Below are 13,897 nucleotides of genomic sequence, written 5' to 3'. Positions count from 1 at the left end.
TTTTCCTTTCTTTCAGATAGATTTCCCATACCGACTTATTTCATCAGCTTTTGCAGGGTACAGACAAGCTCGTCTATTACCTCGTCCTTGCCGTCACGTATATCCTGCGCCACACAGGTGCGGATATGCTCCGCCAGAAGCTCCTTATTAAATGAGTTGACAGCGGCGCTCACCGCAGCAGACTGCACCAGTATATCAACACAGTAAGCGTTGCGCTCCACCATGCCCTTTATGCCTCTTATCTGCCCCTCGATACGGTTAAGGCGGTTTATAAGTCTCTTGTATTCATCATCTGAGCGCTCCTTTGTCTTATGACAGCAGCATTTTTCTTCACTCATATTATCACCTCGTAATGGTGTGCTGTTCAACGTTCCGTTTTTGTTACCTCACACTTACAGGAATAGTATATACCCCCATGGGGTATTTTTTCAAGAGTATATCTCAAACAAAATTATTATTTTAAATGAACATATGATACAATATAGTCTCACTGCACTGTTTTTAACTGCCATTTTAAGTAAAATTAGTAAATGTTTCCTTGGCGGTGTATTATTATTCATTATTTGCTGTGGAAATTTATATATATTTGTGATATAATAAATTTTAATTGGATTTTGCACAGACATTACTTTAAAATATGGAGGATGATTTCGTTGATAAGCGGCAAAATGCTAAAAGACGCACTTATTTCAGCTGCCCTTACTCTTTCCGATATGAAAAAACAGGTGGACGAGCTTAACGTATATCCCGTTCCCGACGGAGACACAGGAACAAATATGTCTCTTACACTTACAAATGCCATGAACGCTCTCCAGAACCTGGACGATGGGGCTGCTGTTTCTGAGGTGGCTTCCGTTGCCGCTTCCGCAATGCTTAGAGGCGCAAGAGGAAACTCGGGCGTTATCACCTCTCTGCTTTTCAGAGGCTTCTCAAAGGGTCTTGCGGATAAAAAAGAAGCTGACTGCGATGATATGGCAAACGCCCTTGAAATAGGCGTTGACGCAGCTTACAAGGCTGTTATGAAGCCCGCAGAGGGCACTATCCTCACCGTTGCAAGAGTCAGCGCAGAAAAGGCAAGGGAATCCTCCTTTATCACAAACGACCCTCTGGTACAGTGGTCGGACGTGTGTGCTGCCGCAAGGGATGCTCTGGATAAAACTCCCGAGCAGCTCCCAATACTTAAAAAAGCCGGCGTTGTTGACGCAGGCGGAAAGGGTCTCGTTATCATCTTTGAGGAGATGTTCCGTGCCTTTAAGGGCGAGCCAAGAACCGTTGTAAACCAGCCCAAGATAATCTCCGACAGCAAGATGTCCTTCACCGTTCAGGACGATGAGACACAGGAGATAACCTTCGGCTACTGTACCGAGTTTATTGTAAACGTCACCGATTTCAAGAAAAAGCCTGCGGACCTGAGAAAATATCTGGAATCCATCGGCGACTGCGTTGTTGTAGTCGATGATGAGGACATCATAAAGGTACACGTTCACACCGACCACCCCGGTCAGGCTATAGAGAGAGGTCTTACCTACGGCGCTCTCTGCAATATGAAGATAGACAATATGCGTCTCCAGCGTGAAAAGAAGGCTGCCGCAAAGAAAAAGCTCAATGAAAAGCCCGTTCCCGCAAAGCCCGAAAAGCGTTTCGGCTTTGTTGCCGTGGCAAACGGAAGCGGCGTTGAGTCCATGTTCACCGACCTTGGTGCGGACTGCATCGTCAAGGGAGGACAGACCATGAACCCCTCTGCGGACGATATCCTCCGTGCGGTATATTCCGTTCCCGCCGAGATCGTGTTCATTCTCCCCAACAACAAAAACATCATCATGGCAGCGGAGCAGGCTATGAAGCTCTCCGAAAAGACAATGTGCGTCCTCAGGACCACATCTGTTCCCCAGGGAATGTCTGCAATGATGAGCTTTGACCCCGATTCCGATTTCGATACCAACAGAATGAATATGTCTCTGGCAGCGGAAAAGGTGCAGTCGGGTCTTATAACCTTTGCAGCCCGTGATTCAAGCTTCAGCGGTCACGAGATAAAGTCAGGCGATATCCTTGCCCTTGAAAACGGCAGGCTCTCATTTATCGACCGTGATGTTACCAGAGCCGCTTACAAGCTCACAAGAAAGCTTGTGAAGAACCTTAAGGGCAGCGCAGGATATGTTACCGTGCTTTACGGCTCGGACGTTTCCGACGATAAGGCAAGCGAGCTTGAAAATATCATGAAGAGCAAGCTCAGCAGCCTTGACATAAACTTTGTAAAGGGCGGTCAGCCCGTATATTACTACATTATCTCAGTGGAGTCAGAGTGATGAAAAAGATCACCGTTATTACGGGACACTACGGCAGCGGCAAATCCACATTTGCCGCAAACTATGCAATAAAATGCGCAGAACAGGGCGAGCAGGTCACTGTGGTGGATATGGATACTGTAAATCCATATTACCGCACTGCCGACCTGGGCGAGCTTTTTGCCCGGAAGGGCGTAAAGCTCTGCGCACCAATGTATGCGGGAACGAACCTTGACGTTCCCATACTCAATTTTGATATTCCCGCAATTTACGCAGAAGGCAGAAAGCTTGTTATAGATATGGGCGGCGATGACGCAGGCACATATCCTTTAGGCAAGTTCAGGAGCTTTCTGGAAGCTAATAAGGAGGAAACGGAAATTCTCTACGTGGTGAATTTCTGCCGATACCTTACCCGCACTCCCGAAGAAGCTGAGGAGATACTCCGTGAGATAGAAGCTGCCTGCGGTCTTAAAGCGACCGCCATGGTCAACAACTCAAACCTTGGTTTTGAGACTGACAGTGATGTTATCGCTGCGGGAATAAAGCAGGCTGAAATGATATCAAAACAGGCAGAGCTTCCCATCTTCTGCCACACCGTTCCCGTTCTTGAAAACAGAACAGTGAGCGCCGAAAGCACCGCCGACATTTTCCCTGTGGAAATTTACATCAAAAACGTGTGGAACTGACAAAGTCTCCGCAAAATCATATGAAAGGAAGTCAATATCTATGGCGAAAATGACCGTCAATACTGACAGATGCAAGGGCTGTTCCCTGTGCGTATCCGTCTGTCCCAAGAAAATCATCACGATACGCAAGGATATAAGAACACCCAAGGGCTACTGCCCCGCAGAATGCACTGACCAGACCAAGTGTACAGGCTGCGCAATGTGCTATACCATGTGCCCCGACTGCGCTATAACAGTCGAGAGATAATTTTCGGAAAGGACTGAACCACATTGGCAAATGAAAGAATGCTTATGAAGGGCAACGAAGCCCTTGCAGAGGCTGCCGTCCGTGCAGGCTGCAAATGCTACTTCGGCTACCCTATCACCCCTCAGACTGAGATCGCTGCTTATATGTCAAAGCGTATGCCCAAGTGCGGCGGCGTGTTCTTACAGGCAGAGAGCGAGATCGCTGCTATAAATATGGTCTATGGCGCAGCCGCAACAGGCGTGCGTGCTATGACCTCTTCATCTTCCCCCGGAATCTCCCTTAAATCAGAGGGTATCTCCTATGCCGCAGGCTGCGACCTTCCCTGCGTCATCGTAAACGTTCAGAGAGGCGGCCCCGGTCTCGGCGGTATCCAGCCCGCACAGTCCGACTATTATCTTGCAACCAAGGCAGGCGGCCACGGCGACTTCTTCATTCCCGTATATGCTCCCTGCTCCGTTCAGGAAATGGCTACATATGCCGTAAAGGCTTTCGATATGGCCGATAAGTTCCGCACCCCCGTAATGATCCTTTCCGATGGTCTTCTCGGTCAGATGATGGAACCCGTTGAGTTCCCCGACATCACCGACAATGAGCCAGCAAAGGACTGGGCTTGCGTAGGCCACGGCAACAAGAGGCATCACAACATCATCAATTCCCTTTACCTCAAGCCCGAAGAGCTTGAAGAGTCCAACAGACAGCGTTTCAAGAAGTACGATATCGAAAAGCAGGAGCTTCCCGAGGTTGAAAACTATCTCACCGAGGACGCTGACATTATCGTAACAGGCTACGGCGCTTCCGCAAGAATCGTCCGCTCCGCTGTCAATGCCGCAAGAGCAGAGGGCATCAAGGCAGGCATGATAAGACCTATCACCCTTTGGCCCTTCCCCGAAAAGGCTTATGCCGACACTGTTGAGACCGCCAAGGCTTACCTTGTTGTTGAGCTTTCGATGGGTCAGATGGTCGATGACGTAAGACTTGCCACAAGCTGCCGCAGACCCGTCCGCTTCTTCGGAAGAACAGGCGGAGTTATCCACACTCCCGCCGAGATCCTTGCTCAGATAAAGCTTATCGCTAAGGAGGAACTGAAATAATGGCTATATATCAGAAGCCTCACGCTCTTGAGGATATCAGTATGCACTTCTGCCCCGGCTGTACCCACGGTATCGTTCACAGACTGGTTGCCGAGGTAATAGATGAAATGGGCATTGAGGGCGACACTATCGGAATCTGCCCCGTAGGATGTTCCGTTGTTTCCTACGATTATTTTGCCTGCGATATGATCGAAGCAGCTCACGGACGTGCTCCCGCAGTTGCAACAGGCGTAAAGCGTTCAAGACCCGACAAGTTCGTATTCACATATCAGGGTGACGGCGACCTTGCCGCTATCGGAACCTGCGAAACAGTTCACGCAGCTACCAGAGGCGAAAACATCACCATAATCTTTATCAACAACACCATTTACGGCATGACAGGCGGTCAGATGGCTCCCACCACGCTTCCCGGTCAGGTAACACAGACCACTCCTTTCGGCAGAGACCCCAAGGTTGCAGGATACCCCGTAATGGTATGCGAAATGCTTTCTCAGCTCACAGGCACAGCCTATGCGGAAAGAGTTTCCGTTGACTCCCCCGCTCACATCAATGCAGCCAAAAAGGCGATCCGCAAGGGCTTTGAGGTGCAGAAGAACAAGCAGGGCTTCTCCATCATCGAGGTGCTTTCCACCTGTCCCACCAACTGGGGCATGACTCCTTTGGAGGCAATGGAAAGAGTAAGAACGGAAATGATACCCTACTATCCTCTCGGTGTTTACAAGGATATCACCGCTGAAAACAAGTGAGAAAGGAGCAGATAATATGACCAGTGAAATTCAGCTTGCGGGCTTTGGCGGACAGGGTATCCTGTTTGCGGGAAAAGTCCTTGCATACTGCGGAATGCTCGCCGACAGAGAGGTTTCATGGCTTCCCTGCTACGGCCCCGAAATGAGAGGCGGAACCTGCAACTGCTCCGTATGTCTCTCCGACGAGCCTATCGGCTCTCCCGTTGTAAACGAACCCGATCTTCTTATCGCAATGAACGAGCCTTCCTACACCAAGTTCATCGGTGCGGTAAAGGCAGGCGGATACGCATTTGTTGACAGCACTCTGGTTGACTCGGCAAATGTCCGCAGCGATATCCACGAATTCAGAGTTCCCGCTACAAGACTTGCAGACGAAAACGAGCTTAAAGGCGGAGCAAACATCATTCTTATCGGCAAGCTCATCAAGGAGTCGGGAGTTATCTCCATGGACGATATTGAGGCTGCTATAAGAAAGATAGTTCCCCCGAAAAAGGCTCAGCTTATCGAAAATAACCTGAAGGCTATCCAGATAGGCTACAACTACAGCGAATAAATATGGACTTGATTCCTGCCGCCGGGTAGGTCATGCGCCGCAGCCTGTGTCATAAGGCCATTGAAGACACAGGTTACGGCGCTTTTTTATATAATAAAAAAGGAGTATGAAGAAACGCGATGAATAATCAGACAAGATCATTTGCAAAATACGCCTCTCTCAGCGTTATAGGAATGATAGGGCTTTCCTGCTATATCCTTGCGGACACATTTTTCGTGGCGCAGGGACTTGGCACAAACGGACTTGCCGCCCTTAACCTTGCTATTCCGATCTACAGTGCCATCACGGGAATGGGCATGATGACAGGCATGGGAGCCGCCACTTGCTACTCCATAATGCGCAGCCGTGGGGATGAAAAGGCGGACAAGGTGTTCACAAACGCCCTTTTCATCGCAGCATTCTTCACGCTCATATTCGAGATATGTGGCATATTTTTCTCAGGCAGTATATCAAGACTGCTGGGCGCAGAGGGCGATACCTATGAAATGTGCCGTGTCTATCTCAGAACGCTGCTCATATTCTCCCCATTTTTCCTGCTCAATAACATTTCCATATGCTTTCTCAGAAACGACAATGCCCCTCATCGCTCAATGGCAGGAATGCTTGCAGGAAGCTTTTCAAACATCGTGCTGGATTACATCTTTATCTTTCCGTTTAAAATGGGAATGTTCGGCGCAGTCCTGGCAACCTGCTTTGCACCCCTTATCAGCCTTGGAGTAATGTCAGGCTTTTACCTAAAAAAGCGCAACACATTCCACCTTACAAAAACTGCCCCCGATATGAAGCTCATCTCCCGAATAGCCGCAACAGGCGTTCCCGCTCTTGTTACGGAGCTGTCCTCGGGCATAGTTATTATTGTGTTCAATATGATAATAATGTCGCTGGCTGGAAATGTGGGCGTGGCAGCCTATGGCATCGCAGCAAATATATTTATCGTGGTAGTGTCCATATACAACGGCATTGCTCAGGGAATGCAGCCGCTGGCTAGCAAATCATCGGGCGAGGGCGACAGCGCAGCTTCACACAGCTATCTCAGGCTGGCGCTTATCTCGGGCGCTGTGGTGTCGGTTATAGTATATATCTGCATTTTCTTTTTTGCTGACCCCATTGCAGGCATTTTCAACAGCGAAAAAGACCCCGCATTGCAGGAAATTGCAATACAGGGTCTGAGACTTTATTTTATCGGCTGCTTTTTTGCAGGCTTCAACGTTATAAAAGCAGCGTATCTTTCAGCTGTGGGAATATCCGCTCCCGCAAACCTTATATCCATATTGAGAGGCTTTGCGGTGATAATTCCCGCCGCTCTGGCAATGTCGGCACTGTGGGGAGTTGACGGACTGTGGCTCTCCTTTGCGGCAAGCGAGTTCATCGTCTCCATAGTGAGCCTTTGCATCAATCCAGACCGAACTCGGAAAGCACCTTCTGAACGTCCTTGAGAGCCTCACGCCGCTCCTTGTAGTCGGGAATGACCATTCTCACGTTCTCCCAGAACGCCTCGGAGTGGTTCATCTGACGGGTGTGGCAAAGCTCGTGAACTATAACATAATCTATAAGACTGATGTCGGCAGCTACCAGCTTCCATGAAAGGTTTATCACCTTCTGAGCTGAACAGCTGCCCCATCTTGTTTTAGCGGAATTTACCTTTACATCGGCTATCTCGATGCCCATTCGGTCGGCAGTGAGACGTGTGCGTGCAATAAGCGTGCCCTTGGCAATGGTGCTGTAGAGCCTGCGCAGATATGGCAGCAGCTCTTCAAGAGCCACACCCTCGGGAAGATGGAATTTTCCGCCTGTGTAGCCGTAGGGCTGTACATTATCCACAGGACACATACCGCCAAAAAGCGGCAGCTCCATGGGCGGCTTTGAGAGCCTTGCGCTGCGCTCCCCCACTCTTGCACGAGCTGTGCGGGAGTATTTTTCTATCCAGTCGGATTTTTCGCTTACAAACTTCTCTATCCTGTCATCAGGGAGACTAAGAGGGGCACGGACAATAACATTGCCCTCCCTGTCAACGGTTATTGAAAGGGTCTGCCGCTTGCTGCGGATAACTTTATAATCAGGCGTATTTCTCACTTCCTTGTATCGTTTTTGCCTGCAAGCTCATAGGGCGAGGGCATTACCGCTCCCACAGCAGCTTCAAGAAATCCGGCAGGATCCTTGGCATATAATTTCCACAGATCATCGCTCCAGCCTGCAAGCACTCTGGTGTCGTTATGGTGGACCTCATCAATGATAAGGATACCGCCCTCCTCGGAACAGCTGTATGTAAATATCCTGCCGCCCGATGTGCAGAAGTTTATGAAAAACTGCTTTGTTTTTCCCGTATATACCCCGTTGTAATAGTTGTACTGGAACTTCTGATTCATGAACATCCATACAACGCTGCTCATAGGAATGACTGTTGTTTTAAGTCCCATTCTGCCGAAAATATAGTTTCTGCCAACGCAGACCATATCGGTGCTTCTGAAAACAGCACCCTCGGCAAACTCCCTTTCGGCTTCCTCTTCCGAGCCTCCCACAGCTTTAAATGCGGCAAGCGCCCTTTTGTAGTCCTTGCCTGTAAGGGAGTATATGAAGAAAATCAATGCGCCTATGGCTGCCGCTGCCGTGAGAACAACATACATCAGCGTGCTTTCCATCAGCATCACAAACAGGAAAAACAGCGTCAGAACAAACACAAAAGCCGCTATCTTGACAGTCCGATAATACAGCTCACCCTTAAAGCCCTTGTGAGCATGAGCCTTTTGTGCCGCTCTCTGAATTTTCTTTTCAAGCCCCTTGCGGTATGATACGCTCTGAGGACTGTTTTCGTCTTTAAGTGCTTCCTCAAGGCGCTTTTCAGATCTTTTCCTTAGGATAAAGAACGCACCCAAACCTATAAGAAGCAGCGCTATTGCAAAGGACACCCATGTAATGTTTACAATCAGTATCCACAGCGCAATTATTATCATGATAACTCCTGCTATCACGCTTGATACCGCACTGTCCTTTTCATAATCCTCTGTTGTTTTCTCTCTGCGCTTTTTCATATTAACCCCTTGTAACTGATTATTTGTCAGTGTTTATGTATTCCTTGTAGCCGTTAAGATAGATCGCACCGGATATTACGGTGAGAATAGTGGATATCCAGATAAGCACCTGCTCGGTAATGTTTACCCATGCCGCATAGCCTGTGCTGTCCTTGCCGAAAAGCACTGCAAAGAACAGGATAATAACTATTGCTACCATTGTAAATGCTGTTTTGAGCTTGCCCCAGATACCTGCGGCAACAACAACGCCCTCGTTTGCGGTAACAAGCCTGAGACCCGATACCATAAACTCTCTTGCGATGATGATGATTACGGGAACCGCTCCCACAAGCCCCATCTGAATAAAGCATACAAGTGCGGATATGACCAGCACCTTGTCAGCCAGAGGGTCAAGGAACTTGCCGAAGTTGGTCACAAGATTTCTGCTGCGGGCAATATGTCCGTCCAGCGCATCGGTTACAGATGCGGCTATGAACACAACAAGCGCCAGTATGCTGCTTGCCTGACTGCCGAAAGGCACGTCGCAAAGCAGGAAGAAAATGAAAAAGGGAACGAGGATAACTCTCATTACCGTAAGCTTATTGGGCAGATTCATCAACAACATCTCCTATCAGGTCGTAGTCCATAACTTCATTGATATGTACGTGAACGAACATTCCGGGAACAAGCTTTCTCTTCTTGGAGTTGAAGAATATCTTGCCATCGATCTCGGGAGCATCGGCAGCGCTTCTGCCGAAATAGCACTCGCCGTAACGGTCATAGCCCTCAACCAGCGTTTCGATAACAGTGTCACGGAGAAGCTGATTTTTCGCACCCATTATCATCATTTGCTGCTCCATGATAATATCCGCACGGTGCTGCTTGGTCTCTTCATCAAGCTGACCGTCCATCTTGGCAGCCTTAGTACCCTCCTCAGCGGAGTATGGGAAGCAGCCCAGGCGGTCAAATTCCATGTCTCGGACAAAATCAGCCAGGCGGTCAAACTGCTCGACTGTCTCTGTGGGGAAGCCTGTGATAAGGGTAGTTCTCAGGATAATTCCGGGAACCTTTTCACGTATCTTCTTAATAAGCGCCCTGAGAGTCTCCTCATCGCCGGGACGGTTCATCTTTTTCAGTATATCTGCATCGCAGTGCTGAATGGGCATATCTATGTACTTTACGATCTTGTCCTCTCGTGCCATAACGTCCAGCAGCTCGTCGGAAATGCGCTCGGGATAGCAGTACAGCACTCTTATCCACTTGAGCTGAGGAATGGTGCAGAGCTTTTCAAGCAGCTCGGGAAGTGAGGGCTTGCCGTAAATATCCTCGCCGTAGCGTGTGGAGTCCTGAGCAATGAGAATAAGCTCTCTTACGCCGTTGACAGCAAGCTCGGTAGCCTCCGCAAAAAGCTGCTCCATGGGAACGCTGCGGTTTCTGCCTCTGATAGAGGGAATAGCGCAGAAAGAACAGCAGTTGCTGCAGCCGTCGGCAATTTTAAGATACGAGTAGAAAGACAATGTTGTCTGGATACGTCCGCCTGTAAGGCCCAGATTAAGCTTGCTGTCAAAGGCAGTGAAATGGTCGCCCTCCAGTACTTTTTCGATAACGTCGCATATCTTGTCATTGCAGCCGATACCAACAACAGCGTCAGCCTCGGGTATCTCGGAAGCAACTTCGTCCTTGTAGCGCTCTGCAAGACACCCTGTAATGATTATCTTCTTGATGCGTCCCTCTTTTTTAAGCTCTGCAAATTCAAGTATAGTCTCAATAGCTTCCTGCTTTGCAGACTCTATAAATCCGCAGGTATTTATGATAGCCACATCAGCCAGAGCAGCGTCGCCAACCAGCTCATAGCCCTTTTCATTTATCTTGTATAACATTCTTTCGGCGTCAACCTGATTTTTTGAACATCCGAGAGAAACCATTCCAACTCTTATGGGCATTTATAACTCATCCTTTTAATTTTATTATATATCTGTATGCGCACATATACATTTTAAATTATACTACATCAAGGGCTTATTTTCAAGGGGATTTTTATGAATTGTAAAAATTATTTTTCAACTAAAATCAAAGGTGTAAACCAATCCTGATTACTGATATAATATGTTGACAAATTTATTTTTTTGATGTATAATATTAAAAAAATTACTGTTCGTACACTGAATTAAAGAAAGGATCTGATTATTTTGAAAAACAGAAGTATCAAAAAAATTACAGCGTTTTGTGCAGCAACTGTAATCACATTCTCTATGGCAAGTACCTGCTTTGCGGGTGAATGGAAAGATACAAAAGGCGGAAAAATGTTCATAGATAACGGACAGGCTGTCACAGGCATGGCAGAAATAGACGGAGATACATACTATTTCAATAGCAAAGGGATCATGAAAACAGGCTGGCTGAAAACAAAATCAGGCTCCAAATACTATTTTGGAAGCGATGGCATTATGAAAACTGGCTGGCTGAAAGTAAAATCAAATAAGTATTATTTAAAAAAGGATGGCACTGCTGTCACCGGTGTGAAAAAGATAAACGGCAGTTATTACTGCTTTGACAAGGACGGCGTAATGCTTTCAGGCTGGCAGAAAGACAAAAGCGGACACTCATATTATTACTGTACCAACGGCAAGCGAGCTGTCAGTCAAACAATCACTATTAACGGAAAACGTGTAAAATTTGACAGCAAAGGCAATGGCAAGGTAATAAAAAAGCCTGATAAAACAAATACAGAAACCAACTCAGCTAAAAAAGAAGTATATCCTACTAAGATAACTGTAATTGAAGATGAAATACCAATGAACCTGAATACAACCGCTTATGTAGTATTCAGCTTCAAACCCATCAACACTACTTATAAAGATGTCAAATATAGTTCCTCCAATACAAGTATTGTTTCCATAGATAAAAACGGAAAAATGACCGCCCACAAAGCAGGAACCTGCTATATAACCATAACCTCAACATATAATGACAGTATTTCAGTTCAAGTCAAAGTAACAGTTTCATAAGCTTCAGCTCTTTTTCAAAGCACAACTTTATACTAATAAAAAATGCGTTTCAAATTTCTGAGTTGAAACGCATTTTATTTTTATCTATCAATCATAAATATAAAGCCGCCCTGTCAGAGCGGCATAAGATATTCAGATTCTGTGCAGACTTTTCAGCTCGTCCAGCACCTCATTGATTTCCAGACTGTCGCTGATATTTCTTACCTTGTCGTCCAATTTTATAAACCGCTTTGAGTGGTCGAGGAGCATTTCAAGAGCCACCTTGTTAGAGGGAACAAGGTCATTTTCGATATCAAGCTTTATACCCCTGACATCGCCTTTCAGGTCGGAGACATCATTTTTAAGCCCCGCAATATCACCCTTCATTACAGTTATCTCGCTCTTTATGCCTGACATCTCAGTTTTCATAGCAGCCATGTCATTTTTCAAGCCCGATACTTCCTGCTTCATGACTGCCATATCGCTTTTCAAGCCAGATACATCGTCTTTCATAACTGCCATGTCACTTTTAAGTCCTGCAACATCAGTCTGAACCTCGTTTAGCTTGCCTAATATCTGCATAAGCATTTCATCTGTTGTCATTCCGATCACCTCTTTTATAATGATTATACCCTACTCAAATACGCTTGTCAAGGGGATTTTTCTGATGACATCTCCCTCTCAATCCACCTCATCAGGAGATTCACAATCCTGCGCTGTTCATCGGCAGAAAGCTCACGTCCCTTGGGAACACGGTACCATTTTTCAAGGCAGCCCCTACAGCAGCAGGCACAGGCGTGCTGGGCGATGAATATGGGGTGCCCACGCATGGGAGTCTGCTTGCCGTCATTGGGTATCGCAGCAGGAGCAAGGCGCTTGGCGATAAAATCTTCTCCATGGCTGTGGATAACGTCCATGCCCTTTTCCCGCACATATTCCCTGTCCTTTTGGGACAGATGAAATTTTCGCCTGAAAGCCGACTTTTGCAGCTTGTCAAGAGCTTCATCTACAGTCTGCATTTATTTATATGACCTCTTATGAAAAAGCCCGCAGTAACCGCAATACAGCGGAAAATGCGGGCTTTATTGTTTTAACGTATGTTATGCGCTATTATTCAACAACGGGAACAGTCCAGCCGAAGGTGTCTTCGGTCTTGCCCCACTGAATGCCTGTAAGGGTCTCGTAAAGCATATGAGAAACAGGACCGATCTCGCCGTTGTTAAGGGTCATGATCTTGTCGCCGTACTTCAGCTCGCCGATGGGAGAGATAACTGCGGCTGTACCTGTACCGAATGCCTCGTCGAACTTGCCCTCGTCATAAGCCTTGGTAAGCTCGTCGATCTCAATGTTTCTCTCGGAAACTCTGTAGCCCTTGCTTCTGAGTATTTCCAGGCAGGACTTTCTTGTGATACCGCCGAGGATAGACTTTCTTTCAAGGCTGGGAGTAAGAACTTCGCCGTCAATTACGAAGAATACGTTCATAGCGCCTACTTCCTCTATGTACTTGCGGTGAACGCCGTCAAGCCAGAGAACCTGCTCGTAGCCTACCTTGTCAGCCTCTTCCTGAGCCTTCAGGGAGATAGCGTAGTTAGCAGCAGCCTTTGTGAAGCCTGTACCGCCTGTTACTGCACGTACATAGTTCTGCTCAACGTAGATCTTTACGGGAGCAAGGCCTGCCTCGTAGTATGCGCCTACAGGAGAGCAGATGATGCAGAAAAGCAGATGCTTTGCAGGGTGAACGCCAAGCATGGGGTCAACTGCGAAAATAAAAGGACGAATGTAAAGAGAAGTGCCGTAATTATGGGGAACCCAGTCCTGGTCGATCTCCACGAGCTTCTTGATAGCTTCAACGCCGAATGCCTCATCGATCTGAGGAATGCAGAGACGGTCGTTGGAAACGTTCATTCTTGCCATGTTCTGCTCGGGACGGAACAGCTGTATCCTGCCGCTTTCGGTTCTGTAAGCCTTCATACCCTCAAAATCAGCCTGACCGTAGTGGAGGCACATTGCGGAAGGCTCAAGAGGAATAGGGCCGTAAGGAACTATTCTTGCATCATGCCAGCCCTGACCCTCATCATAGTTCATAAGGAACATATGGTCGGTGAAAATTTTACCGAATCCCAGCTTGGATTCATCAGCAGGCTTTGCCTTAGGCGATGTTGTTTTTGTGATTTTGATCTCCATAATTAAAATCTCCTTTTTACTAATCTTCAAGAAGCAGCCCTAAAGCCGCCAGATGTTATCAGTATTTATGTACGGAAGAAGAAACTTCCGCGTAATTTATATAATTATAC

The 13,897-nt window shown here is 47.3% G+C and carries 16 protein-coding genes; 8 read left to right on the top strand and 8 right to left on the bottom strand.

The genetic code is table 11. The features are described 5' to 3' along the window. Nucleotides 1–35: 35 nt before the first annotated feature. Nucleotides 36–338, bottom strand: a complete 303-nt coding sequence (locus tag OCV68_RS13055; protein ID WP_147621868.1) for a metal-sensing transcriptional repressor — start codon at nucleotides 336–338, stop codon at nucleotides 36–38. 315 nt (nucleotides 339–653) lie between these two features. Here OCV68_RS13055 and OCV68_RS13050 point away from each other — a divergent pair, with 315 nt between their 5' ends. The 7 genes from OCV68_RS13050 (at nucleotide 654) to OCV68_RS13020 (ending at nucleotide 7,044) form a co-directional block, all read left to right on the top strand. Continuing rightward, nucleotides 654–2,306 carry a DAK2 domain-containing protein gene (locus OCV68_RS13050; RefSeq protein WP_147621869.1) on the top strand — a complete coding sequence of 551 codons (1,653 nt, stop codon included), beginning with the start codon at nucleotides 654–656 and terminating at the stop codon, nucleotides 2,304–2,306. Further along, nucleotides 2,306–2,971 carry a hypothetical protein gene (locus OCV68_RS13045; RefSeq protein WP_022473839.1) on the top strand — a complete coding sequence of 222 codons (666 nt, stop codon included), beginning with the start codon at nucleotides 2,306–2,308 and terminating at the stop codon, nucleotides 2,969–2,971. The genes OCV68_RS13050 and OCV68_RS13045 overlap by 1 nt, the downstream gene beginning before the upstream one ends. 40 nt (nucleotides 2,972–3,011) lie before the next feature. Beyond that, nucleotides 3,012–3,218: a 4Fe-4S binding protein gene (locus OCV68_RS13040; protein ID WP_022473840.1), complete on the top strand. Its 207-nt coding sequence runs from the start codon at nucleotides 3,012–3,014 to the stop codon at nucleotides 3,216–3,218. Between the two features lie 38 nt (nucleotides 3,219–3,256). Further along, nucleotides 3,257–4,309, top strand: coding sequence for a 3-methyl-2-oxobutanoate dehydrogenase subunit VorB (locus tag OCV68_RS13035; protein WP_262573321.1), 1,053 nt, complete (start codon nucleotides 3,257–3,259; stop codon nucleotides 4,307–4,309). Then, nucleotides 4,309–5,055, top strand: coding sequence for a thiamine pyrophosphate-dependent enzyme (locus OCV68_RS13030; RefSeq protein ID WP_022473842.1), 747 nt, complete (start codon nucleotides 4,309–4,311; stop codon nucleotides 5,053–5,055). The genes OCV68_RS13035 and OCV68_RS13030 overlap by 1 nt, the downstream gene beginning before the upstream one ends. Before the next feature lie 16 nt (nucleotides 5,056–5,071). Beyond that, nucleotides 5,072–5,608 (top strand): 2-oxoacid:acceptor oxidoreductase family protein, encoded by a 537-nt coding sequence (locus tag OCV68_RS13025; RefSeq protein ID WP_022473843.1) that lies wholly within the window; start codon nucleotides 5,072–5,074, stop codon nucleotides 5,606–5,608. 119 nt (nucleotides 5,609–5,727) lie between these two features. After that, nucleotides 5,728–7,044 carry an MATE family efflux transporter gene (locus OCV68_RS13020; RefSeq protein ID WP_262573283.1) on the top strand — a complete coding sequence of 439 codons (1,317 nt, stop codon included), beginning with the start codon at nucleotides 5,728–5,730 and terminating at the stop codon, nucleotides 7,042–7,044. On the opposite strand, the gene OCV68_RS13015 is transcribed toward OCV68_RS13020, so the two are convergent. From OCV68_RS13015 to rimO, 4 genes are read right to left on the bottom strand one after another with little or no spacing between them, the layout of a single operon-like run. Further along, complete coding sequence (locus tag OCV68_RS13015) at nucleotides 7,001–7,681, bottom strand: M48 family metallopeptidase (RefSeq protein WP_022473845.1); 681 nt, start codon at nucleotides 7,679–7,681, stop codon at nucleotides 7,001–7,003. The two genes, OCV68_RS13020 and OCV68_RS13015, sit on opposite strands and share 44 nt — an antisense overlap. Next, complete coding sequence (locus tag OCV68_RS13010; RefSeq protein WP_262573281.1) at nucleotides 7,678–8,637, bottom strand: DUF6709 family protein; 960 nt, start codon at nucleotides 8,635–8,637, stop codon at nucleotides 7,678–7,680. Before OCV68_RS13010 ends, OCV68_RS13015 begins: the two co-directional genes overlap by 4 nt. Before the next feature lie 19 nt (nucleotides 8,638–8,656). Then, entirely contained in the window at nucleotides 8,657–9,232 is a 576-nt protein-coding gene (gene pgsA / locus OCV68_RS13005; RefSeq protein ID WP_147621874.1) for a CDP-diacylglycerol--glycerol-3-phosphate 3-phosphatidyltransferase, read from the bottom strand. Continuing rightward, nucleotides 9,216–10,559 (bottom strand): 30S ribosomal protein S12 methylthiotransferase RimO, encoded by a 1,344-nt coding sequence (gene rimO, locus OCV68_RS13000; protein WP_147621875.1) that lies wholly within the window; start codon nucleotides 10,557–10,559, stop codon nucleotides 9,216–9,218. Before rimO ends, pgsA begins: the two co-directional genes overlap by 17 nt. A gap of 246 nt (nucleotides 10,560–10,805) precedes the next feature. On the opposite strand from rimO, the gene OCV68_RS12995 reads away from it, so the two are divergent. Then, entirely contained in the window at nucleotides 10,806–11,624 is an 819-nt protein-coding gene (locus OCV68_RS12995) for an Ig-like domain-containing protein (protein ID WP_262573278.1), read from the top strand. A gap of 132 nt (nucleotides 11,625–11,756) precedes the next feature. Here the strand turns inward: OCV68_RS12995 and OCV68_RS12990 are convergent, their stop codons facing one another. From OCV68_RS12990 to OCV68_RS12980, 3 genes are all read right to left on the bottom strand, one after another. After that, nucleotides 11,757–12,206 carry a hypothetical protein gene (locus tag OCV68_RS12990; protein WP_262573276.1) on the bottom strand — a complete coding sequence of 150 codons (450 nt, stop codon included), beginning with the start codon at nucleotides 12,204–12,206 and terminating at the stop codon, nucleotides 11,757–11,759. Between the two features lie 47 nt (nucleotides 12,207–12,253). Next, nucleotides 12,254–12,622: a DUF4186 domain-containing protein gene (locus tag OCV68_RS12985; protein ID WP_262573274.1), complete on the bottom strand. Its 369-nt coding sequence runs from the start codon at nucleotides 12,620–12,622 to the stop codon at nucleotides 12,254–12,256. 91 nt (nucleotides 12,623–12,713) lie between these two features. Then, entirely contained in the window at nucleotides 12,714–13,787 is a 1,074-nt protein-coding gene (locus OCV68_RS12980; RefSeq protein WP_147621877.1) for a branched-chain amino acid aminotransferase, read from the bottom strand. Between the last annotated feature and the right edge of the window lie 110 nt (nucleotides 13,788–13,897).

The sequence above is a fragment of the Huintestinicola butyrica genome, from assembly GCF_025567215.1.
Taxonomy (GTDB): Bacteria; Bacillota; Clostridia; order Oscillospirales; family Ruminococcaceae; genus Huintestinicola; species Huintestinicola butyrica.
Note: the sequence above shows the minus strand (reverse complement) of the source record. Positions and strands in the feature narration are given on the sequence as shown.

Coding starts and splice junctions, on each gene's coding strand:
- OCV68_RS13055 (WP_147621868.1), bottom strand. CDS start 338: ATGAGTGAAGAAAAATGCTGCTGTCATAAGACAAAGGAGCGCTCAGAT.
- OCV68_RS13045 (WP_022473839.1), top strand. CDS start 2,306: ATGAAAAAGATCACCGTTATTACGGGACACTACGGCAGCGGCAAATCC.
- OCV68_RS13040 (WP_022473840.1), top strand. CDS start 3,012: ATGGCGAAAATGACCGTCAATACTGACAGATGCAAGGGCTGTTCCCTG.
- OCV68_RS13035 (WP_262573321.1), top strand. CDS start 3,257: ATGCTTATGAAGGGCAACGAAGCCCTTGCAGAGGCTGCCGTCCGTGCA.
- OCV68_RS13030 (WP_022473842.1), top strand. CDS start 4,309: ATGGCTATATATCAGAAGCCTCACGCTCTTGAGGATATCAGTATGCAC.
- OCV68_RS13025 (WP_022473843.1), top strand. CDS start 5,072: ATGACCAGTGAAATTCAGCTTGCGGGCTTTGGCGGACAGGGTATCCTG.
- OCV68_RS13020 (WP_262573283.1), top strand. CDS start 5,728: ATGAATAATCAGACAAGATCATTTGCAAAATACGCCTCTCTCAGCGTT.
- OCV68_RS13010 (WP_262573281.1), bottom strand. CDS start 8,637: ATGAAAAAGCGCAGAGAGAAAACAACAGAGGATTATGAAAAGGACAGT.
- pgsA (WP_147621874.1), bottom strand. CDS start 9,232: ATGAATCTGCCCAATAAGCTTACGGTAATGAGAGTTATCCTCGTTCCC.
- rimO (WP_147621875.1), bottom strand. CDS start 10,559: ATGCCCATAAGAGTTGGAATGGTTTCTCTCGGATGTTCAAAAAATCAG.
- OCV68_RS12990 (WP_262573276.1), bottom strand. CDS start 12,206: ATGACAACAGATGAAATGCTTATGCAGATATTAGGCAAGCTAAACGAG.
- OCV68_RS12985 (WP_262573274.1), bottom strand. CDS start 12,622: ATGCAGACTGTAGATGAAGCTCTTGACAAGCTGCAAAAGTCGGCTTTC.
- OCV68_RS12980 (WP_147621877.1), bottom strand. CDS start 13,787: ATGGAGATCAAAATCACAAAAACAACATCGCCTAAGGCAAAGCCTGCT.